This is a genomic window from Maricurvus nonylphenolicus, assembly GCF_042854845.1.
In the GTDB taxonomy this organism is placed as follows: domain Bacteria; phylum Pseudomonadota; class Gammaproteobacteria; order Pseudomonadales; family Cellvibrionaceae; genus Maricurvus; species Maricurvus nonylphenolicus.
The window spans coordinates 5,113,471-5,134,123 of record NZ_AP031498.1 but is presented as its reverse complement, the minus strand read 5'-3'; the positions used below and the strand labels follow the sequence as shown (position 1 = coordinate 5,134,123).

Here is a 20,653-nt window from a genome sequence, read left to right as displayed (position 1 = left end):
CTTGGGTTGTCCCAGTACCTGCCGATACCGCAAAGCCAGGTGAAACCAATGCCAAAAGCCAAATACCAGTTAAATATTGAAGTATCTAACTTGAATTGGCGGAACGTTAGTAGCTTAAACTCATCTGAAAGGACTTTCTTTATCGTGCCGATAATCAGGCTCCCTTAAACTTTTGCTATGTGTTTAGCTGCTTATTTAGTTCTGACTGCCGCTTAATTAATGTTGTCACTTTTATAGTTTCCCATAAGGCAATAGCCCCGCCAATAGCAAGGATGGTGTAGCAGTTATCAATACTGTTGAGAAAGGGGTGAAAGGCGTTGCCGTTTGCTGCAAATACGCCATAAAGGCCCAGGGCAACGAGTATCATTCCGGGGGCACCGATAATCTGGGTTTTAATCAGCTCACGTTTGATGTTGTTCAGCTCTTCTTCTGATCTGTTTTGCATTGGTTGCTTCCTGTGTTCTTATATTAAGTATTGATGGTGATAGTGTGGACTTCCACTTGGGGGGAATATTAAAATGCTTAACTGATAATCGATATGAGGAAGAGTTGCCTGGATTGGTTATATTCGCCACGGAGGATTTTTTCGATTCTCGCCAGCCGTGTAAATGCATAACTCATTGCCTGATGGGTCGACTAGCCGCGCTTCATGCCAAAGCCATTGTTCTTGTGTTGGCTCTTTTATAAATTCAATACCCTTGGATTTCAAGTTTTCAACAGTTTGAACGACATCGTTTACCTCAAAGTAGATAATAGTATTCGATATTTTGGCCTCTTCAGTATAGTGGACAGAGAATGTGGCATTGCCATTGGGAAGCTCAAAGCGTGCGTAATGTTCGTCTTGAACAATCAGAGTTAAGCCGAGTAGCCTATAAAAGTTGATTGATTGGGTGATGTCTGTTGATTGTACGGTTACTTGGTTTAAGTCCATTTTGGGAGCACCTCCGGCAATAAACGAACGTTAAGAATAACTAGTGGCACTAGTTACCCAAATATTGAACCAAATATATCAGCGATAATTTCGAAGATAGAAAATACACCTTCTAGTAGTGCCTCGAAGAATCCGGTAATGCATACAATTGTATATAAGGTATATAAGGGACGGAGGGATTAAATTTTGATCAAAGGGGCGGTTGGTCAATAAATAATCCCTCCGTCCCCTTTTTTTTTGACTTGAGAAGCCTGACTTTTCTAAAGCTCTTATGCCTGCGATATGCTCAACAAATGGATTGGTTCTTACTTTATATAAGGAGCGGTTTTAGATAGTTACGATTAATAGCCATGGTTGGCTGAAAATGTCTCTAACCTCGTTAATTGTGGTTATGGCCTTGGTCTAGGGTTGGGGCAGACGCATGATTTGTCTGCTTGAACTATACAGCCAGGGTTGCAAGCCAAGGTTGTAGGTGTAATTAATAATAATGCTAAGAATAGAGCGTAGTGCTTGAATTTATTCATTAGAGAATCTCCTATAATCCAGAAATCAAGTATCTGTCACCCTCTTTGGGGCAAAGCCCTTCTGTTTGGCCTATTGGCCACTCTTTGTATGGCTTAATATGCTGCTGTATTAGATCTATATCGGCTAAGTAAATTGTTTTTATTTTGTTTTTTTTGCCATATTTGTCTACCTGTAGACCTCCAAGTACATATTTGGGGCCAAAGGATGTGTCCAGCTTCCCTACAAAAGCAAGGTCGTCATGCGGGCTAGTGCTGGATATTCTTCCACATCGGGCTCTTTTTAAAATTTTCTGTATCTTTGTAAATGCTTCTTCACCTTCATACAATCTGTTTTTTTCTTTTTTATCGCTTTCTTTGTTTAAAAGGTCTTCAATGTCAGTTGGGAGAGGGTCGGATAATGAGATGAAAAGAGTCAGATTTTCCATGTCATACATGTCTTTGTTTGTTGATTTGTCTGATAGTACTGTAGATCCGAAGACGTTTAGCATGTCATTAACATAATTTGCTCTCTCGCTTGGAATTATATCTCGAGCTACTTTGAATATATAATTCCTGTTGAGGTCTATTAATCTTTGTAGTTCATGCTGTCTAAAACATATGTCTGTTCTTATATCTAAGTGATTGTTGTAGTTCGAGAACTCAGTTAAAGTTGCCCACCTGAAAGCTAAAGCGTCATCTTTTGTAAGGCCTAAATCTTTAGATGCATAGTTTTTTATATGTCTGCAGGCCTCTTCTAAATGCCTGGTGTGCTCTTTGTCTTTATAAACTTTAAGTGAGTTTGCTACTAGGCCATTGATTTCATTCTGCTGTAGTACTGCATAAACGTCTAAATTATTTCTTGTTCCATCGAGTATTGAGCTTAACATCTGACTAGGATCATCTTCATAAATGACTTGCTCTTGCCCTAGTCCAATTACGGATTTGTAGTATAGTAGGTTGAATTTGGCGCCAATTCCTCGAGATAGTTTTTGATTGTTTGGAAAGATAGGGCTGAAATCCAGCCTAGATCCATCTATGCGGTCTTGGCCTACCGCAGTATTTAATGAAAAGTGAGTTGTGAGTGTATCGGTGGCAATTACATTGAGGGAGCTTTCAATAGCGCTGTCTAGGGGGGCTATGATGGGGGAGAAAACTTTGTTTATGAGGACTCCTACACTTTTGGGGGCAAAGTGATCGATAATGGACTCGGATCTTTCTTTCAGTTTTTTTACTGTCTCTATACTGTTGTTATCTGTGTAATGGATTTTATAGGATATTTCGATATCTAACCCAGGATTAACTTTAAAATACGGGGTTAGATAGCCATTTAAGGATACAGTTTCGCAATTGCTGTTCGTATTATTTAAATCGTCAACCAGATAACTCAAAATGACAATGTTATTGGCAAGGGTTTTGTTTTGACTGCTAATATCCGCTGTTACATAAAACCCTGTAGCATTCTTTACTCCAAAGAAACTCTTTAGTCCTTTAATGAATGAGGAGGCTTCTTGGCATTTTGATATTCCGGATACCATTCCAAACGGTTCAACGTACAAGCGTGCATAGTAAGAGTTTGGTTGCCATTGGTTGACCAGTTCTAAAGCCGGGGTGCTAAATGGGTTTATTAAATCCTCGTGGCGAACGTCTTTATCTGTAGGGGGGGCAGGCAAGGATTGGGCGGAAGGAAGATCCTGTTTTTGTGATGTGCCAGGTTTGACTTGAGTAGACTTCCAAAAGCATCCAGACAGTAATGTTAGGATGAACAACAGAAAAATACTTTTAAAATACGGCATAGTCTTTCCCTCGACTTTTTGGCAGGAGCAATAGCTTTAAAGTTAATTGGCGCCTTCCAAGCTCACTCTAGGCGTTAATCTGAAGGCGCGCTAATCATTTATCATACAGTATAACTATTCTATAAATCTGTCTTTAAAACAATATGCTACTGGATACTTTTCCCGTTCTGGCTAGTGGCAACATATTATTTCAAGTATATATTTATGTCTTTTCTAGAGTGCAGGTCGAGAAAACCTTACTAGTATCAATGAGTTATTTCTTTTGTGGGGCTTCAGCTCCTAAGTCATAGGAGGATGGGAAAGGTTTGGTGTTAAAGATTATTCTTTGAGCTTATTTGGGGTAGAAATAGCATCTGAACAAAAAAATTCCGGAATCAAGCATAAGAGGGAAAGGGGTGAGTAAGAAACTCACCCCTTACTGACTTTACCCATACGCTCACCCATCACGGTCGGTGTAGTCGCCTGATATTCATCATCCCACTCCATGACATCCGGTCCGAACAGAACAATTGCGGTGGAGCCAAGTTTAAAGCGACCCATTTCACCACCTTTATCCAACACGATCGGTTCTTGCTGGCCGTACTCGGTGGTTTTGATGGTGCGTTTAATCGGGGCGACCTGACCGGCCCAAACGGTTTCGATACTGGCGACGATCATGGCACCTACAAGGACGACACCCATGGGGCCGAGTTCGGTATCGAAGATGGCTACGGCGCGTTCGTTACGGGAGAACAGGCGGGGTACTTGATTGGCGGTGGCTTCGTTTACCGAGAATAAATCGCCGGGTACGTGCACCATGGTTTTTAGGGTGCCTTTAAACGGCATATGCACGCGGTGGTAATCTTTCGGTGACAGGTACACGGTGGCAAATTTACCGCCCATAAAGGGTTCGGCCAGTTTGGCATCGCCGCCCACCAGTTCGGTCAGACTGTAGTCCTGGCCTTTGGCCTGGAAGATGCGGCCGTATTCAATATCACCCAGTTGGCTGATGGCGCCGTCGGCGGGGCAGACGATGGTATCGCTGTTTTCATCAATGGGGCGGGCGCCGGGTTTTAGGGCGCGGGTGAAGAAGTCGTTAAAACAATCGTAAGCACAGGGATCGGTTTCCAGAGCTTCTTCCATATTGACGTTGTAGCGTTTCACAAACCACTGGGTAAACGGGTTTTTAATCCAGGGAATACGTGTTTCTGCCAACCAGCCAGCGGCGCGTGACAGGGCGTGTTGTGGGATTAGGTATTGTAGGGTGGTGAAGAGTTTTTCGTTCATATCTTTTCGTTTCTTAAGTTCACTTGGATGCCCACAAGACTCACGTTGTTCGTGGGGCAGGCCCTTCCTGCCTTCGCAGGAATGAATTAAATTTATTTCTCGACCGGGGTATCCGGGTGGTTGCCCCACTCGGACCAGGAACCGTGGTAACCGCGGATGTTAAAGCCCAACATTTTTCCGACCAGATAAGTCAGGCCGGAGCGGCGATGGGTTTGGCAGTGGGTGACGATATCCTGGTTGTCATTTAAACCTTTCTCGGCCAGGTATTCTCGGGCATCGGTGCGAATGCGGAAGTCGCGCTGGCGATCCATCATCTCGGTAAATTCGACATTGATAGCACCGGGAATATGGCCGGCTTTGGCGGCTTGTACTTTTTCACCGCTGTATTCTTGTGGGCCGCGAGCATCCCAAACGGCAAAGTTGCTGTCGTTAAGGCGTGGCAGAATATCATCAATTTCCGCAATTGGGGTGGTGTCGATGCTTACGGTCTGTGGTGCAGCTTCGCGGCTGTTGCTTTGGCTTTCAAGCGGCAGGCCGTCGCCTTTCCAGGCAATCAGGCCGCCGTTGAGATAGCTGTAGTGCTTGTGACTAATTGCATCCAGGGTCCAAATCATGCGGCCTGCCCAGGCACCGCCTTCATCGTCATACACCACGACATGGGTATCAGGCGTTAAGCCCAGGCTGCTGAACAATTGGCTCAGTTGCTCTACCCCAGGCAGGCGGCCGGGGGCTGGTGGTTGGCCCAGTATCAACTGTTTGGTATTCACATGCACAGCGCCGGGGACATGGCCTTCGGCGTAGTGGGCTTCGGTGCCCAGGTCCAGCAGCAGAATGTCCTGGGTGGGTGCGCTATTGGCGAATTTGGCAAAGTCTTGGGGTTCAACAATTAATGGCAATGAAGAGCTGGGCAGCACGGGCGCTGTCATGGTCGTTATCTCTGTTTGAAACAATATTGGCGGCTAGTGTAAAACAACTGGCCATGGAAATCAGGCGTTAGTCAGAGGCTAATCAGGCGCTCTTGCGAGAACGGCTCTGTTGTAGGGCGAAGTCCTGAATGGCTTTACTGGCGGCCTGACAGCAGCGCTTCAGGTGACGGTAGTCGGTTTGGTTAAAGTTGGGGCTCGCCACCAGGGTAAGGCCAATGGGGTTGTCGCGGTGAAACAGCGACATCAGTGCGAAGTCGCTGTTGGGTAAGTGGGGCACCAGTTCCGGTGGCAGGGCTTTTAGGGCGGCCTGGCGGTTTTCCTGGTTTACCAGCAGTCCACTTTGTTGTTTCAGCAGTTTGCCCATAATGCCTTTTTGCGTATTGGGGGTTAGGGCAATACGCAGGGAGCGCAGTGGTGAGTCAACGTCGATGCCGGTACTAAAGTGGCTCTGTAATTTATCGCGGTTGCGATTAAGGGTAAGCAGCATCACCTGCTCCAGCCCCACGCCTTCATTTAAGGTGTTTACCAGTACGCCAAGCAATTGATTGAGGTTGGCAAAGCTGCCGCCGCGTTCGCTTAAGCGCTCTAAATTGGCTTTCAGCAGTACCAGATTGTTGTTGTGACTGGGTGTGGGTGTTTCTGTGTCAGTGGTGGCGGGTGTGCTGGGCTGTTCAGCGGCTTCTGGTTGCAGGCAGTAGCAGGCTTGCTGTTGTGTTTCGTCCCAGGCCATTAGCAGGCGTGCGGCCGGATGCAGTTGTTGTGGGCTTAACCAGGCGCAGCGGTGGGCAGCTTGGTGTATGAGGTGATCTACCTTGTCCTGGGGTTGATGTAGCAGCGTAGCCAGTGCGCTTTGGCTGCGGCGGCTGCGGCGTGAAAACCAATTGCGGCAACCCTGGCTGGCAGCCAGCTGGCAGCACAGTAATAGCCAATCAACAGATTGCAGTGCGGTTTCCTGTTGCGGATGTTGTTGAATAAAGCGCGGCAATTGCTGATGGTGAATAGCGGCTAGTGCCTTGCGGGTTAACGGTGCATCAAAATGCCAAACGCTGTGGCATTGGTGTGGCAGGGCCCAGTGTTGAATCAGGGCGTTGCTCAATTCCTGCAGGGGTAAACCCAGGGTCAGGTTGTCGACTTCTGCCGAGCTTAGTGCCGGGTTGGCCAGTAAGCCTTGGCGTTGTTGCATCAAATCCGGGGCGCTGTGCCACAGTGCCCACAAAGGTGTCATCAACAGTAACGCTGGAAAAAATCCCTCATTGGCAGCCAGGCCTTTTAGCGGCCAGAGCTGGGCGGTAATTTCGGCGCACAGTTGGCTCTGGGTAAGAGCTTCAATATAACCAGGGTTATGGCTGTCTGGTTTGAGTGCCGGTGCGGCGCGTACCTGTTGTGCCACATTGGGCAAACCCAGCAAGCTGATTAGATGGGGCAGGTGTTTAATCTCATTGCCGGTTTTGCTGACGATGCGATTGGCGCTGTCGAACAGGTGCATACACAACACTGGGTCGCGGCGTATTACCTGGGCCACAGTTTCGGCGGTGGAGTTGGGGCGATTAATCGCAGTTAGTACGGCAGTTGGGGTGTCGGGTAGCAGGGGCAGTTGGCGCAGGTTATCCAGGCGCTCTAGCCATTGTTGTAGAGAAGGCGGTTTGGCAACGGTGATTGGAGTGGGCGTTGTAGTCATGTTCCGGTTGTTGCTGCCTATTTGAGCGTGCCTGCGTTGGTGTCGTGCCTTCGGAATGGGGTCAGACCCGCAGGGTCTGACCCCGAGTCTTTCGTTCCCGTTATTGGTTATTCATTTTCCAGTGTAGCTAATATGTGTCGGTAGCTGGCCATGCGCTCCTGGCTAATATCGCCATCGGCCAGGGCTTTTTGAATGGCGCAGCCGGGTTCGGCCTGGTGGGCACAGTCGCGGAATTTACAGTGGCCGATAAAGGGGCGGAACTCCACAAAGCCTTCGAGCAGGGTTTGGGCGTCCATATGCCAGAGGCCGAATTCGCGAATACCCGGCGAGTCGATCAGATGGCCGCCGCGCGGGAAGTGAAACAGTTGCGCGGTGGTGGTGGTGTGGGTGCCTTTTTGAGTGTTTTCCGACAGGGCGCCCACACGCAAATTGGCATCGGGCAGTAGGGCATTAATCAGTGAGGATTTACCTACGCCAGATTGGCCGACAAACACACTGGTGTAGTTGGCGAGGTAGCCAGTCAGGTCATCAATACCCTGCTGCTGGGTGGTGGATACCTGTAACCAGGTATAACCCAGTTCGGTGTAACGCTGTTGCCATGTTGAGAGCAGCTCGCGATTACTGTCATCAATACGGTCGGTTTTGTTGAGCAGGATAATAGGCTCAATACCAATGGATTCCGCGGCAACCAGGTAGCGGTCGACCAAATTTGCATGGGGTTCCGGGTAGGGCGCAATCACAATCACAATGCGATCAATATTGGCGGCCACCACTTTCATATCGCCGTAAGGATCGGGGCGGCTGAGTTTCGAGTGGCGTGGCAGCACGGCTTCAATTACGCCGTGAGGATCACCATCGCGCCAGACCACATTATCGCCGGTAACCAGTGAACCCAGGTTGGCGCGCATATGGCAGCGGGTAATTTGGCCTTTGTTGTCGCCATCGGTGGCTTCAACATCAATCAGGGTGCCGTAGTGGGCGATGATCAGGCCGTGTTGCTCTGGTCCCAGATTATCGTTGTTTTGCTCGATACGTTCTTCACGTTTGTTGGCCCGAGCGGCCCGTTCTTCCTGAACTTTTTTGATCCGCCATGCCTGGCGGCGGGTTAATTTGCGTTTGGCCATAGAGTGAAGGGGAGAAATACCGCTACAATTGTATTTTAAGCGACCATTGTAGTGGAAAGTACTGGAAATTACCCGTATGCAAAATGACGACAACCTGATTTGGATTGATTTGGAGATGACAGGCCTGGAGCCGGAAACTGATGTCATTATCGAAATCGCCACAATTGTTACTGATAGCGACCTTAATGTACTGGCCGAAGGCCCTGTGATGGCGGTTCATCAGAGTGATGAAGCCCTGGCAGCTATGGATGAATGGAATACCAATCAGCACGGTGGTTCTGGATTAACCGAGCGGGTGCGTCAGTCAAACATCAGTACTGAAGAGGCTGAGGCCAAAACCATCGAGTTTTTGCAGCAGTGGGTGCCTGAAGGTAAGTCGCCGATTTGTGGTAATTCCATCGGTCAGGATCGCCGTTTTTTGGTGAAATATATGCCGAAGCTGGAAGCCTATTTTCACTACCGCAACCTGGATGTCAGTAGCCTGAAAATTTTGGCTCAGCGCTGGAACCCTGAAGTCGCTGATGGGGTAAAAAAATCCAGTGCCCATTTGGCGTTGGATGATATTCGCGACTCTATTGCAGAACTAGTTCACTATCGCGAACATTTCCTTAAGACCTGATGGGCGCGCCATAGCGTCTACCCCGCGGCTGGGCTATGCTTGATTGTGTATAGCCCGTCTGCAGCTGGATGTTTGGGGGTGTTATCGTAAGCAGTTTTTCAGGATGAAAATTGTTAAGAGCCAAATATGGATGTTTATCTCGTAGAAGATCAGCCCAGTTTATCCCTCACCTACAGTGCCATGCTGACCAAGCTTGGTTACAGCGCACAAACCTTTTCCTGTCCTGCCGATTTTTTAGACTTTATGCAGAGTGGTCGCTATCAGCCGCCACGGTTGGCGATCCTGTCTGATATTTTGATGCCGGGTGGTAGCGGTTATTACCTGATGAGTGAGGTGCGTAAGGAATATCCGCAGCAAAAATTTATTATGCTTTCTGCGACTCCGATGGAAGAGCATGCCGATGATTTTGCCTGTATGTACTTTTGTAAGCCTGTGAGTCTGGAGCGCTTGCAGGCGGCGCTGGCGTTACTGGAGCAGTGTGTGATGTGTGGGCAGCAAGGGTTATCGGAGCAGTGTGAGCAGGTGGATGATCGGCAGGTGTTTCCTGTGGAGGGGTGGCGGTGTCCTAATCAATCGGAGTGTGGGGATGATGCACCAAGGGTATAGTTATTCTTGAGAAGTCTTGAATCTCACACTAGGACTTATTCACGCCATCCCCGTGAAAACGGGGATCCAGTTTGCTGGCACCTACCTGGATCCCAATTCTACAGTCCATTAACTCCCACGGAGCTAGTCGTCTTTAATACACTTCGCATCGTGGATCCCCGTTTTCATGGGGATGGCGTGGAGTGTTGGTCTGGCTGCGATGCAGGGGTTACTGCTTTATTTTTCTTTTCCGTCGCCAGCGCGGATTGTCTTTCTGCATTTGCTGCTGTTTAAGCGCCCAATCCAAATGCTCAGTCAACACTTCATCCGCCATGCCCTGACGTGCTTTTAGCGCCTCAATAATCACTTCACTGTAAGGCGCATTACCCAACCCAATCGACAAGTTCCGCAGCCAACGCTGATAGCCAATCCGACGAATTGGCGAGCCCTCGGTCTTTTTCAAAAACTCCTCTTCACCCCAATTAAATAACTCCAGCAATGGCGCTTTATCCAAATCGTGGCGGGGAGAAAAATCACTTTCTTCACTGGGGCTGGCGTATTTATTCCAGGGGCAGATGGCCTGGCAGTCGTCACAACCGAATACCCGATTGCCCATAGGCTCGCGGAATTCTTCCGGGATCACACCGTCGTATTCGATGGTCAGGTAGGAAATACAGCGCCGGGCATCCAGCTCATAGGGGCCGGTAAAGGCGTCAGTCGGACAGACTTTCAGGCATGCGGTGCACTCACCGCACTGGTTTTCCTGTGGGTTGTTATCCACAGGCAGGGGTAGGTTGGTGTAGATCTCGCCGAGGAAAAACCAGCTACCGGCTTTGGCATTTAACACCAGGGTGTGTTTGCCTACCCAGCCGAGACCGGCCTTGGCGGCCAGGGCGCGTTCCATCACCGGCGCGCTGTCGACAAAGGCGCGCTGGGAGATATCCTGCTCTAGGTTGGGAATCTGTTGAGCGGCTTCCTCGATCATCTTGGCCAGCTTGCTCAAGCGCTTGCGGATCAGCTTGTGATAATCACGGCCCAAAGAATAGCGCGAAACATAAGCTTGTTCGGGATTTTTCAGTACCTGAATCTGCTGGGTATCACCGGGCAGGTAATCCATGCGGGCAGAAATCACTCGAATAGTGCCGGGCACCAGTTCATCCGGGCGCGAGCGCATATTGCCGTGATCGGCCATCCAGCCCATATCACCGTGGTAGCCCTTGTCGAGCCATGCCTGCAGCTGGGTTTCCTGCTGGCTGAGGTCGATATCGGTAATGCCCAGCTGTTGGAAGCCCATCTCGCGGCCCCAGACTTTGATCTGTTCGGCAAGTTCATCCAGGTTAGAGGCGCTCATCTAGTAGTGTCTAATCCACAGCTTCCGTATAATCTGCGAACTATTGTGCCAGATTTTATCGCTGTTCGAGAGCTTTCTATGACATCACCTGTTCTATCTACAACCGATCTTCCCACAGACCTCTACGTGGCTGAACAGGTGCGCCAGCTCGACCGCTGCGCCATTGATGAGCATGACGTTGCCGGTATCCTGCTGATGAAACGTGCTGGACGTGCCGCTTTTGAAGCCCTGTTAAAGCGCTGGCCAGAGCCGGAAGCGATTACCGTCGTCGCCGGTAGTGGCAATAACGGCGGTGACGGTTATGTGGTGGCAGGCTTGGCTGCCCAGCGTCGCATTCCTGTTAACGTCTATTATGTTGCCGACCCGGAAAAACTTCAGGGTGATGCCAAGGCGGCCTATGAATTTGCCCGCCGTGAAGGCGTGATTATGCAGCCGTTTAGCGAGTGTAAATCCCCGCAGGGCGTAGTAGTTGATGCCATGCTGGGTACCGGCTTAAGCGGCGAGGTACGCGAGCCTTACGCCCAGGCTATCCGCCTGATCAATGCCAGTGGCCAGCCGGTGGTAGCCTTGGATTTACCTTCTGGCCTGTGTGCCGATACCGGTCGCAGCCTGGGGGAAACGGTTAAGGCACAGCTGACTATCACCTTTATTGGTATGAAGCAGGGCTTGCTAACAGGCCGCGGACCGGCCATGACCGGCGAGCTGCGCTTTGCCAGTTTGCAGGCACCCGAAGCGATTTATGCCACCCAAACCGCCACCACCCAGCGTTTGCGTTTGGCCGATTTATTAGAGCGTCTGCCCGAGCGTGATCAGGATGCGCACAAAGGCAGCTTTGGTCACACCATGGTGATTGGTGGTGACTACGGTTATGCCGGTGCCGCATTAATGGCTGCCGAAGCAGCGGCGCGTTTGGGCTCAGGGTTGACCAGTGTGGCGACTCAGCCAGAGCATGTCAGTCCCATGATTGCCCGCCGTCCGGAATTGATGGTACTGGGGGTGCCTTCAGGCCAAGCCTTGGAGCCACTGTTAGAGCGCCCGACAGTTTTGGTTTTAGGTCCAGGATTGGGTCAAACCCCCTGGTCTGAACAAATGTTGCAACAGGCGGCGAAAACCGAACTGCCGATGGTGATTGATGCCGATGCCTTAAATCTGGTGGCGGCAGGGCGTGTACTACCCAACCCGCAGCGCAATAACTGGATTCTGACGCCGCACCCAGGTGAGGCTGCCCGCTTGCTCGATTGCACCACCGCTGAAGTGCAGGCCGACCGCTTTGCCGCCGTGGCCAAACTGCAGGAGCGTTACGGCGGTACGGTGATCTTAAAAGGCGCCGGTACACTGGTAGCGTCTGGCGGCCAGGTTAGTCTTGCCAATGTGGGTAACCCAGGCATGGCTACTGGCGGTATGGGCGATGTGTTAAGTGGTGTGCTTGGCGCTTTGTTGGCGCAGGGTATGGATGCCATGACCGCCGCCCAACTGGGTGTGTGTTTACACGGTGAAGCCGCTGATCTGGCGGTACAGGATGACGGTGTTCGTGGCCTGTTACCAACCGACCTTTTACCTTACTTGCGCCAGCTGCTTAACGGAGTGCGCTAACCGTGGCAGATAAAGAGAATGCTGTAACGGTAGACCTGGCCGATGAAGCCGCTACCGTAGCCATGGGTCAGAACCTGGGTCAGGCTTGTCAGCAGGGCGCAGTGATTTTTCTCGCCGGTGATTTGGGCGCCGGTAAAACCACCCTGAGCCGCGGTGTGCTCTATGCCTTTGGTCATTCAGGGGCGGTTAAGAGCCCGACCTATACATTGGTGGAACCCTACGAACTGGATGGAATCAATATTTATCACTTTGATCTCTACCGTTTGGGGGAGCCAGAAGAACTGGAGTTTATGGGGATTCGCGATTACTTCGCCCCCGAAAATCTGTGTCTGGTGGAGTGGCCGGTACGCGGTGAGGGTTACTTACCGGAAGCGGATTTGTTGGTAACCATGACGGTTGCTGATCTGGGGGCAGAGACTGCGCCAGGGCGTCAATGTCAGGTGGTAGCTAATACTGCACGTGGTGAAGAGCTGAATGGCTTGTTACGCGGTATACTGAATAAGTAGATGCCATTCCCTCGAAAGAGGGAATCCAGGGCTACGAAGTGCGGAACGGAAGTCTCGCACAAAAATGCCAAGGGAATGACGAGCAATTAAACAACGAATATAAAAACAAATATTGGGGTAAAACGGACTATGAAGCCGTTTGTTCGATCAGCCATTAGGCTAAAGACGGCGCTGTTATTGGGGATCTTTTCCAGCCTTTGGGTAATGACCAGCTGGGCTGCCGATATCAACAGCGTTCGTGTTTGGCGCGCACCGGATCACACCCGCTTGGTGTTTGATCTGAGTGGCCCTGTCGAGCATAAACTGTTTACCCTGCAAAGCCCCAACCGCCTGGTTATCGATATAGAAAAAACCAGGCTCAAGTCCAAGCTGGCCGAGTTAAATCTAAAAGACTCACCCATCAAACAAGTGCGCAGTGCTACGCGTAACGGTAAAGACCTGCGTGTGGTGCTGGATCTGTCGCAAAAGATTAAGCCGCGCAGTTTTGTGTTGCGCAAACACGCGGGTAAAAGCGATCGCCTGGTGGTGGATCTCTATGACCTCAGCAAAACACAAACGGTAAAAACCGTAGCGCAGGTCACCAAGCCGCAAACGCGACGCGACATTGTTATTGCCATTGATGCCGGCCATGGGGGTGAAGACCCAGGTGCGTTAGGCCCCAAAACGGGCAAGCGCAGGTTGCGGGAAAAAGATGTGGTGCTGGCCATCAGTAAAGAGCTGGCTGCCATGATCAACCGCGAGCCTGGCTATCGCGCCGAGCTGGTACGTACTGGGGATTACTATATCCCGTTGCGCAAGCGCCGTAATATCGCCCGTGACAAGCGTGCCGATCTGTTTGTTTCAATTCACGCCGATGCCTTTACCAATCCCAAAGCCAATGGTGCTTCGGTATTTGCGCTATCACGTCGCGGTGCAACCTCTGAAACCGCACGTTTTCTGGCCCAGAAAGAAAACGAGGCTGACTTGATCGGTGGTGTTGGCAGTGTAAGTCTGGATGATAAAGACGAAGTCCTGCGTGGTGTATTAGTCGATCTGTCGATGACTGCTACCTTGAGTTCCAGTTTGCAGGTGGGTGAGCAGGTGCTAAAACAAATGGATTCGGTGGCCCGATTGCACAAACCCCATGTGGAACAGGCGGGCTTTGCGGTACTGAAATCGCCTGATGTGCCGAGTATTTTGGTGGAGACTGGTTTTATCTCCAACCCCGGTGAGGCGAAAAAACTAAGCACCAGCAAATACCGCAAGCAAATGGCCAATTCGGTATTCAGGGGTATTAAGAAATACTTCTATCGTTATCCACCAGCAGGCTCCTACGTGGCCTGGAAGAAAAGTGGTGGTAACGAGCGCCCGACCCAGGAATACGTGATTGCCCGTGGCGATACCCTGTCGGCCATTGCCAAGCGTTACAATGTGTCGATTGCCGCACTTCGCTCGGCTAACGGATTAAATGGCAGCGTGATTAAAGTTGGCCAGCGTTTAAAAATTCCCGCCTCTTAAGGCTGTTTACGAAAAGCTTCTCGATCTTATGTCCAAAATTAAATTATTAAGCCCTCGCCTGGCGAACCAGATTGCCGCCGGTGAGGTGGTTGAGCGTCCTGCCTCTGTCATCAAAGAGGTGTTGGAAAACAGTCTGGATGCCGGCTCCGATCGTTTGGATATTGATATCGAAGATGGCGGCATTAAGTTAATGCGTGTGCGCGATAACGGTATTGGCATTGATAAAGATGATTTACCGCTGGCCTTGAGTCGCCATGCCACCAGTAAAATATACCAGCTCGATGATTTGGAGGCGGTTGCCACCCTGGGTTTCCGTGGCGAGGCCTTGGCGAGTATCAGCTCCGTCGCCCGCCTTACCATTACCAGTAACACTGGCGGTGACAGTGGCTGGGCTGCACGCGCAGAGGGCCGTGATATGGTGGCCGAGGTCACCCCTGCGGCTCACCCTCAAGGTACGACGGTCGAAGTACGGGATCTGTTTTTTAATACCCCGGCGCGACGTAAATTCCTGCGTACCGAAAAAACCGAATTTAATCGCATTGATGATGTGGTGAAACGCCTGGCACTGTCGCGCTTTGACGTGAGCTTTAACCTGCGCCATAACGGTCGTGCCATTCACAGTTTGCGCAAGGCCACCAGCCAAATCGAGCAGGAACGTCGCGTTGCGCAAGTGTGTGGCCCGGCGTTTATGGAAAACGCGGTACATATAGATGTGGAGCGCAGTGGCTTGCGTTTGTGGGGCTGGGTGGCTCTGCCAACCTTCTCCCGCAGTCAGGCGGATCTGCAGCATTTCTATGTTAATGGTCGGGCGATTAAAGACAAACTGGTAACTCACGCGGTGCGTCAGGCCTATCAGGATGTGTTATTCCACGGTCGTCATCCGGCGTTCGTGTTGTATCTGGATCTGGATCCTTCCACGGTGGATGTCAACGTTCACCCCACCAAACACGAAGTGCGCTTCCGTGATAACCGCATGGTGCACGACTTCCTGTTCCGCAGTTTGCACCATGCCCTGGCCGATGTGCGTCCGGAAGATCAGTTGCCTGGTAATACGCTAACGGCGAGTGCTGGTCCACAGGCAACCGGTATTGAAGCTGGAGAGTTTAAGCAGCAGGAAGCGATAAGCTTTCGTCAGGATGCAGCGCCAGCAGGATCTCAGGCTGGCAGCGGCGGCAGTTTGTTTTCACCCAACGGCGGTTATCAACCTGCTGCGCCATCAACGGCGGGTGTGGGCGAGGCGATGGCTAATTACGGTCAGCTCTATCAAACCGCTTCGCCCGCTCAGTCTGCAGGTTTTAGTCCGTCTGCACCGCAACCGAGTCTGGATGAGGTGGCACAGGAAAATACTGAAGTGCCGCCGTTGGGGTACGCCATTGCCCAGTTAAAAGGCATTTATATTCTGGCGGAAAATGCCCAGGGCCTGATTATAGTCGATATGCATGCGGCTCACGAGCGTATTACCTATGAACGCATGAAAGCTGATGTTGCCGGTGAAGGCCTGAAGGCGCAGCCATTGCTGGTGCCGGAAACCATTGCCGTAAGCCAAAAAGAAGCCGACTGTGCCGAGCAGCACGCGGAAGTATTTCTGTCGCTGGGTTTTGAATTGCAGCGCGCGGGGCCAGAAAGTTTATTGATTCGTCAGGTACCAGTGTTGTTGCAAGGCGCTAAAGTTGAGCAGCTGGTGCGCGATGTTTTATCGGATCTGGTGGAATACGGCACCAGCAAGCGTATCGAAAACCACATTAACGAATTATTGGGAACCATGGCCTGTCACGGTTCGGTACGTGCCAATCGTCGTTTAACCATTCCGGAAATGAATGCCCTGCTGCGGGATATGGAAGCCACCGAGCGCAGCGGCCAGTGTAACCACGGTCGCCCGACCTGGACGCTGCAAACCTTGGATGAACTGGATAAACTCTTCTTGCGTGGCCAGTAATTTATGTTAGGTTTTTAATTTAAGGCCATGGAATCCATGGCCTTGTCTGCATCAAACTTAATGAGTTCCAGCGCATTATCGGCAGGCACTGGGCGTGAATACAAATAGCCTTGCCCGTAATCACAGCCCTGTTGGATTAACATGCTTTGATGGGCAATGGTTTCTATACCTTCGGCAACCACCTTTAAGTTCAGTTGATGCGCCATGGCAATAATGGCGTTAACAATCTGTTGGTCGTTGTTGTCTTCGATGATGTCGCGAATAAAAGAGCGATCAATCTTTAATATGTCCAGCGGTAGTTCTTTCAGGTAGCTTAGTGATGAGTGCCCGGTGCCAAAGTCATCAATGGCGATAGTAATGCCGAGCTGTTGCAGGTTGCGAAGTTGTTTGTGGGTAAACTGAATATCTTGCATTAACATAGATTCAGTGATTTCCAGCTCGAGCAAGTTCGCAGGTAAATTATGCAGGTGCAGTGAGCGAGAGATCTGGTCACTAAGTTCTTCATTGTGTAACTGGCGCGGGGACAAGTTGATGGCCAGGCGTACGGGCTTTACGCCTGTATCCAGCCATTGGCGCAGTGTTTGACAGGCATTGTCGATAATCCAGTGGCCGAGAGGAACTATTAAACCGGTTTCTTCCAGCAGGCCAATAAAGGTGTCGGGAAATAACAGGCCTTTGCTGGGGTGTCGCCAGCGAATTAACGCTTCAAAACCCACGATACAATTTTGGCTGAAATCAATCTGCGGTTGGTAATAAAGTTCAAATTCCTGTTCATTAATCGCTTTGCGCAGATCGTTTTCCAAAGCCATATTCTCAATGGCTCTGGCGGTCATGTGGTGGTCAAACTCCTGGTATTTGTTGCGGCCTAGGGCTTTGGCGCGATACATAGCCAAGTCGGCATTTTGCAATAGCTCTTCACTGGTGCCGCCATCTGCAGGTGCTGTAACCAAACCAATACTGGCAGAAATAATGGGTTCGGCTTTACCCAGTTTTATCGGGTCACGCAGGCTTTGCAAAATATGCTCGGCTACAATTTTAGGGCCGTCCTTGCTGTGACTGTCATTGAGGATGATGCAAAACTCATCTCCGCCCAGACGGGCGATCACATCGGTGTTTCTGACGCAGGCTCGCAAACGCTTGGCGACGATTTTGAGCAGTTCATCCCCGGCGTTGTGTCCCATGGAATCATTGATGCGTTTGAAATTGTCCAGGTCAATAAACAGTAATGAAAAAGGGTTGTCGGGTAGATTTGGGCGGTTAAAGGCATCGTTAATGTACTGCATAAATGAGCGGCGGTTAGCCAGGTCAGTCAAACTGTCATACATCGCCATGGAGTGCAGGTGGTTGGTTTGTTCGCTGATCTCTTCCTGCATGGCGGTAAGTTGCAGGCACACTTCCTCTTCGGTTGAGTTGAGAGTATCGATTTCATCTTTCAGCCAGTGTTTAGAACGATTCTTTTTGAGTTGCTCCAGTGCTTCGGAGAAGTCGCCGGTGGTCAGTTTGGGAAGTAGTTCGGCCTGGCGATGAAGTCTTTGGATGGGTTGCCAGAGGAATGTCAGAATCAGTACGCAAGATAAAGTGATACCGCTTAAGGCGACGACAACCTGGAAGCCCCTGGCGGCATTCATTAGCTCAGCGCTGTTGCTGGAGTCCTTGATGATGATAAAGAAGTTGCCATTGTTACTTTTTTCGAGGGTGGTTAAGCTGACATCGTAGGTTTTTTCTTCATATTGCAGCTGCAGGTTTTTATTAAGAGCGTCTTCCAGTTTGTATTGGGTTTGCAGGTCGTTGATGATTTTTAGAGACAGGTCCGGGTTGGTGATTTGTTTAATGTCATAGTTCCAGCGTTCTATATGGCCGGCGTATTCTTTGCCAATACTTTGGCCGGGAGTGATGATGCCAAAGTTCGTGTTGGCGATTCGACTGAAGTCAATCAGCATGTCCGCCATCAAAATATCCAGAATTAAGTGATAGGTGTCACCTTCTCTGTCTAATATTGGGCTGCTGATAACTTGCAGGCAGCTGGTGTCGCAGTCGATATGCCAGTCAGGCCCAAGGGAGATGGCAATGGAGGGTGCCGGTTGCTCTTGTGACGATTCTTGCGACTGTTCTTGAGGTGGTTCATGCGTGTGCCAAATCAGTTTGCCTTCGCTGTTGTAGAGCGCAGCATTTTCGATGTTCCAGTTGAGCTGCAGAATAGGCCAGTTTTCTTCCAGCATAACGGCCATATAGTTTTCAGTGGTGTAGCTTTCGGTACGCAGCAGGGGAATAACATCCATCATCTGCAGGTTGTAATGGTAAGACTGTATTAAGAGGCCGTTAATTTCCTTGTTAATCTTTTCGAAGCTTTGTTGCTGTTGTTGGCGAGCGAGATTTTGCAACTGGTAACTGTTTAGAAATACCAGAAAGCCGGTCAGAGTAACCAGAATGACCAGTACCAGAACAATCGCTTTCCACTTTAAGCTAAAAAACATAACGCTGTACTCAGAATTTATAACTCACTTCTGCGGTAAACAGGTTCCAGTTCTCTTTGGCGGTTGCCAAATCGTTTTCGACCTTGGGTAACCAGGCCGTACCCGATATATGATGAAATTCAGCGGCGAACAACCAGTGTTTGTTGGGCTCGTAGCGAATGCCCACAACGCTGTCTTTGGCAAAACGGTTGTGGCCCGGGAAGCCTGTGGCGGCTTCGTAATCTTCGCCATCTTTGTCGTCCTTGTCGGTATAGGATGCGTCATAGCGAATAAAGGTTTGCCAGTGATCATTGAGCTGATAGCTGGCTGACACATAGTAACCTTCACCCGGTGTTTTGGATTCTGTCCCGGGGCCGTAGATGTCATTGATGTAATAGTCCAGGCGTTGGTACTCCGAGGTAAATTGCCAGCGCCCCCAGTTGTACTCTATCGACCAGGTGTCCATGTCGATTTCCGTATCTCCCGGGTAGCCGTAGAGGGGGACGGTGACAAAAACCATAGGGGCAACCTGAATCGTTTGCGTACCTGGTGTGGGGACAAAGTCGACGGTGATATTGGTATAGGTATAGGCCAGACGCAGGGCGCCACCGAATGATTCCACCAGCAGTCGACCAATATCCCCTTTGCCGTCGTCGAGTTCTCCTGATAGGGGCGCGAGAATATATTCCTCTTCAACGTTGTCGGTTAATTGCGGTTCGCCTTTGAGTAATTCGAGTTGAATATACGTTTCGCCAAGATAGCCCTGAGCATAAAGAGAGATGGCGTCCGAGGTGTGGTAAACATCGCGCAGGAAATCCCGGTAAATAGATTCTGGCAGCAGAATAGAAGGGCGGCTTGCTGCTACATCGCGGGTGTCGTTATGGAATCCAATCGGGTTTTTTATGCGCCCGGCACGCAGCCCCAACTGCCAGTTCATATCTTGTACCAGAGTTAGGTCCGCCAGGGCGTAATCGGTGTAAATATCATCGCGGGAGGTTGCTCCAGCCTGGCGGTAAAGTGCCTGTGCAGAAAAATGCAGGCGCGACCAGGGGCGCCAGGTTACCCCCAGGGCAATATTGGTCATGTCAAAGCTGGTGTTTTCGCTGTCGCCAAAAAAGCTGTTCTCAGTGGTATAAATCAGACCTTGGCTGATATAGCCATGGACAGAGAGCTCCTTGAGCTCGCTACCGCCTTCGGCAAGCGCCAATGCCGGGATCAGCCCTGCTGTGGCAAATGCTCTAGCGCAATGGGAGTATACGCAGCGTTTCATTGTCCTTTCCTGTTCTGATATAGCCGATACTGCCGGGTGTGCTGACCAATCGCTGGATCATTTCGTGTTCATCTTTGACTTCAATGGGCGCCTGGCCGATGCCTGTGTACACCAGACGGTCCCACTGGCGGCGCAGCTGGTGGGGTAAAAGGGCCAGAATGGAGCGCACAAAGAGTTTGTGGTTTGGGTTGCTGTCTTCCATCACGAAAACGGTAATGGGTGAGCCGTCGGGCCAGGCGCGCAGGCGCATGGAGAATATGCTGCGGGCCTGATTGACCGTCATCTTGTCGAGGTGGGGCGGTGGATGCATGGCGAGATGAATCGCATTCTCGGCGACGGCAGGTGCTGCAAGCCAATACAAGCATAAGAGCAGCCAGAATAAGAGACGCTTGGTGCGGGCGTTACTGAGAAGGTTGCTGGAGTAGGGGCTGTACTTCACTGGATGCTTGTCCCTGCTATTGCCTGCTTCGGTCCTTGCCGAGAATCAGCCTGGGGTAATGCCAAATGCTTAAGTGGTGCTTAAGAGTGAGTGTAGACAATATTCACAGTTTTTGAGGGGAATAACTGACTTGCCGGTTCTTTGTGGTAAAGCCTGATAAAATGCGTTTATAACGATTGAGGG

At 50.4% G+C, this 20,653-nt stretch carries 17 protein-coding genes; 6 read left to right on the top strand and 11 right to left on the bottom strand.

The window, feature by feature from the left end; genetic code table 11:
* Positions 1 to 175 precede the first annotated feature (175 nt).
* The 7 genes from ACGHZ6_RS22185 to rsgA form a co-directional block, all read right to left on the bottom strand.
* Positions 176 to 445: a hypothetical protein gene (locus tag ACGHZ6_RS22185; protein WP_390616245.1), complete on the bottom strand. Its 270-nt coding sequence runs from the start codon at positions 443 to 445 to the stop codon at positions 176 to 178.
* 117 nt (positions 446 to 562) lie between these two features.
* The gene (locus ACGHZ6_RS22180) at positions 563 to 931 is read right to left on the bottom strand and encodes a VOC family protein (protein WP_390616244.1); all 369 of its coding nucleotides are present in this window, start codon (positions 929 to 931) and stop codon (positions 563 to 565) included.
* A 535-nt stretch (positions 932 to 1,466) separates the two neighbouring features.
* Positions 1,467 to 3,227, bottom strand: a complete 1,761-nt coding sequence (locus ACGHZ6_RS22175; protein ID WP_390616243.1) for a hypothetical protein — start codon at positions 3,225 to 3,227, stop codon at positions 1,467 to 1,469.
* A 408-nt stretch (positions 3,228 to 3,635) separates the two neighbouring features.
* Positions 3,636 to 4,493, bottom strand: coding sequence for an archaetidylserine decarboxylase (gene asd / locus ACGHZ6_RS22170; RefSeq protein ID WP_390616242.1), 858 nt, complete (start codon positions 4,491 to 4,493; stop codon positions 3,636 to 3,638).
* A gap of 92 nt (positions 4,494 to 4,585) precedes the next feature.
* On the bottom strand, positions 4,586 to 5,419 hold the full coding sequence (locus ACGHZ6_RS22165; RefSeq protein ID WP_390616241.1) for a rhodanese-like domain-containing protein: 834 nt from the start codon (positions 5,417 to 5,419) through the stop codon (positions 4,586 to 4,588).
* Between the two features lie 82 nt (positions 5,420 to 5,501).
* A complete protein-coding gene (locus ACGHZ6_RS22160; protein ID WP_390616240.1) occupies positions 5,502 to 7,097 on the bottom strand; it encodes an HDOD domain-containing protein in 1,596 nt (531 codons plus the stop codon).
* A 107-nt stretch (positions 7,098 to 7,204) separates the two neighbouring features.
* Entirely contained in the window at positions 7,205 to 8,221 is a 1,017-nt protein-coding gene (rsgA, locus tag ACGHZ6_RS22155) for a small ribosomal subunit biogenesis GTPase RsgA (protein WP_390616239.1), read from the bottom strand.
* Between the two features lie 76 nt (positions 8,222 to 8,297).
* On the opposite strand from rsgA, the gene orn reads away from it, so the two are divergent.
* Positions 8,298 to 8,840: an oligoribonuclease gene (gene orn / locus ACGHZ6_RS22150; protein WP_390616238.1), complete on the top strand. Its 543-nt coding sequence runs from the start codon at positions 8,298 to 8,300 to the stop codon at positions 8,838 to 8,840.
* 126 nt (positions 8,841 to 8,966) lie between these two features.
* Positions 8,967 to 9,446, top strand: coding sequence for a response regulator (locus tag ACGHZ6_RS22145; RefSeq protein ID WP_390616237.1), 480 nt, complete (start codon positions 8,967 to 8,969; stop codon positions 9,444 to 9,446).
* A 208-nt stretch (positions 9,447 to 9,654) separates the two neighbouring features.
* Here the strand turns inward: ACGHZ6_RS22145 and queG are convergent, their stop codons facing one another.
* Complete coding sequence (gene queG, locus ACGHZ6_RS22140; protein ID WP_390616236.1) at positions 9,655 to 10,776, bottom strand: tRNA epoxyqueuosine(34) reductase QueG; 1,122 nt, start codon at positions 10,774 to 10,776, stop codon at positions 9,655 to 9,657.
* Between the two features lie 78 nt (positions 10,777 to 10,854).
* On the opposite strand from queG, the gene ACGHZ6_RS22135 reads away from it, so the two are divergent.
* From ACGHZ6_RS22135 to mutL, 4 genes are all read left to right on the top strand, one after another.
* The gene (locus ACGHZ6_RS22135) at positions 10,855 to 12,369 is read left to right on the top strand and encodes an NAD(P)H-hydrate dehydratase (RefSeq protein WP_390616235.1); all 1,515 of its coding nucleotides are present in this window, start codon (positions 10,855 to 10,857) and stop codon (positions 12,367 to 12,369) included.
* Positions 12,370 to 12,431: 62 nt separating this feature from the next.
* A complete protein-coding gene (gene tsaE / locus ACGHZ6_RS22130) occupies positions 12,432 to 12,875 on the top strand; it encodes a tRNA (adenosine(37)-N6)-threonylcarbamoyltransferase complex ATPase subunit type 1 TsaE (protein ID WP_390619204.1) in 444 nt (147 codons plus the stop codon).
* 129 nt (positions 12,876 to 13,004) lie between these two features.
* Positions 13,005 to 14,372, top strand: coding sequence for an N-acetylmuramoyl-L-alanine amidase (locus ACGHZ6_RS22125; RefSeq protein WP_390616234.1), 1,368 nt, complete (start codon positions 13,005 to 13,007; stop codon positions 14,370 to 14,372).
* A 28-nt stretch (positions 14,373 to 14,400) separates the two neighbouring features.
* Positions 14,401 to 16,308, top strand: a complete 1,908-nt coding sequence (mutL, locus tag ACGHZ6_RS22120) for a DNA mismatch repair endonuclease MutL (RefSeq protein ID WP_390616233.1) — start codon at positions 14,401 to 14,403, stop codon at positions 16,306 to 16,308.
* Between the two features lie 14 nt (positions 16,309 to 16,322).
* Here mutL and ACGHZ6_RS22115 read toward each other — a convergent pair whose 3' ends face one another.
* From ACGHZ6_RS22115 to ACGHZ6_RS22105, 3 genes are read right to left on the bottom strand one after another with little or no spacing between them, the layout of a single operon-like run.
* Positions 16,323 to 18,782, bottom strand: coding sequence for a putative bifunctional diguanylate cyclase/phosphodiesterase (locus ACGHZ6_RS22115; RefSeq protein WP_390616232.1), 2,460 nt, complete (start codon positions 18,780 to 18,782; stop codon positions 16,323 to 16,325).
* A gap of 10 nt (positions 18,783 to 18,792) precedes the next feature.
* Positions 18,793 to 20,031, bottom strand: coding sequence for a hypothetical protein (locus ACGHZ6_RS22110; RefSeq protein WP_390616231.1), 1,239 nt, complete (start codon positions 20,029 to 20,031; stop codon positions 18,793 to 18,795).
* Positions 20,000 to 20,470, bottom strand: coding sequence for a hypothetical protein (locus ACGHZ6_RS22105; protein WP_390616230.1), 471 nt, complete (start codon positions 20,468 to 20,470; stop codon positions 20,000 to 20,002). The genes ACGHZ6_RS22110 and ACGHZ6_RS22105 overlap by 32 nt, the downstream gene beginning before the upstream one ends.
* Between the last annotated feature and the right edge of the window lie 183 nt (positions 20,471 to 20,653).

Coding starts and splice junctions, on each gene's coding strand:
- ACGHZ6_RS22185 (WP_390616245.1), bottom strand. CDS start 445: ATGCAAAACAGATCAGAAGAAGAGCTGAACAACATCAAACGTGAGCTG.
- ACGHZ6_RS22180 (WP_390616244.1), bottom strand. CDS start 931: ATGGACTTAAACCAAGTAACCGTACAATCAACAGACATCACCCAATCA.
- ACGHZ6_RS22175 (WP_390616243.1), bottom strand. CDS start 3,227: ATGCCGTATTTTAAAAGTATTTTTCTGTTGTTCATCCTAACATTACTG.
- asd (WP_390616242.1), bottom strand. CDS start 4,493: ATGAACGAAAAACTCTTCACCACCCTACAATACCTAATCCCACAACAC.
- ACGHZ6_RS22165 (WP_390616241.1), bottom strand. CDS start 5,419: ATGACAGCGCCCGTGCTGCCCAGCTCTTCATTGCCATTAATTGTTGAA.
- ACGHZ6_RS22160 (WP_390616240.1), bottom strand. CDS start 7,097: ATGACTACAACGCCCACTCCAATCACCGTTGCCAAACCGCCTTCTCTA.
- rsgA (WP_390616239.1), bottom strand. CDS start 8,221: ATGGCCAAACGCAAATTAACCCGCCGCCAGGCATGGCGGATCAAAAAA.
- orn (WP_390616238.1), top strand. CDS start 8,298: ATGCAAAATGACGACAACCTGATTTGGATTGATTTGGAGATGACAGGC.
- ACGHZ6_RS22145 (WP_390616237.1), top strand. CDS start 8,967: ATGGATGTTTATCTCGTAGAAGATCAGCCCAGTTTATCCCTCACCTAC.
- queG (WP_390616236.1), bottom strand. CDS start 10,776: ATGAGCGCCTCTAACCTGGATGAACTTGCCGAACAGATCAAAGTCTGG.
- ACGHZ6_RS22135 (WP_390616235.1), top strand. CDS start 10,855: ATGACATCACCTGTTCTATCTACAACCGATCTTCCCACAGACCTCTAC.
- tsaE (WP_390619204.1), top strand. CDS start 12,432: ATGGGTCAGAACCTGGGTCAGGCTTGTCAGCAGGGCGCAGTGATTTTT.
- ACGHZ6_RS22125 (WP_390616234.1), top strand. CDS start 13,005: ATGAAGCCGTTTGTTCGATCAGCCATTAGGCTAAAGACGGCGCTGTTA.
- mutL (WP_390616233.1), top strand. CDS start 14,401: ATGTCCAAAATTAAATTATTAAGCCCTCGCCTGGCGAACCAGATTGCC.
- ACGHZ6_RS22115 (WP_390616232.1), bottom strand. CDS start 18,782: ATGTTTTTTAGCTTAAAGTGGAAAGCGATTGTTCTGGTACTGGTCATT.
- ACGHZ6_RS22110 (WP_390616231.1), bottom strand. CDS start 20,031: ATGAAACGCTGCGTATACTCCCATTGCGCTAGAGCATTTGCCACAGCA.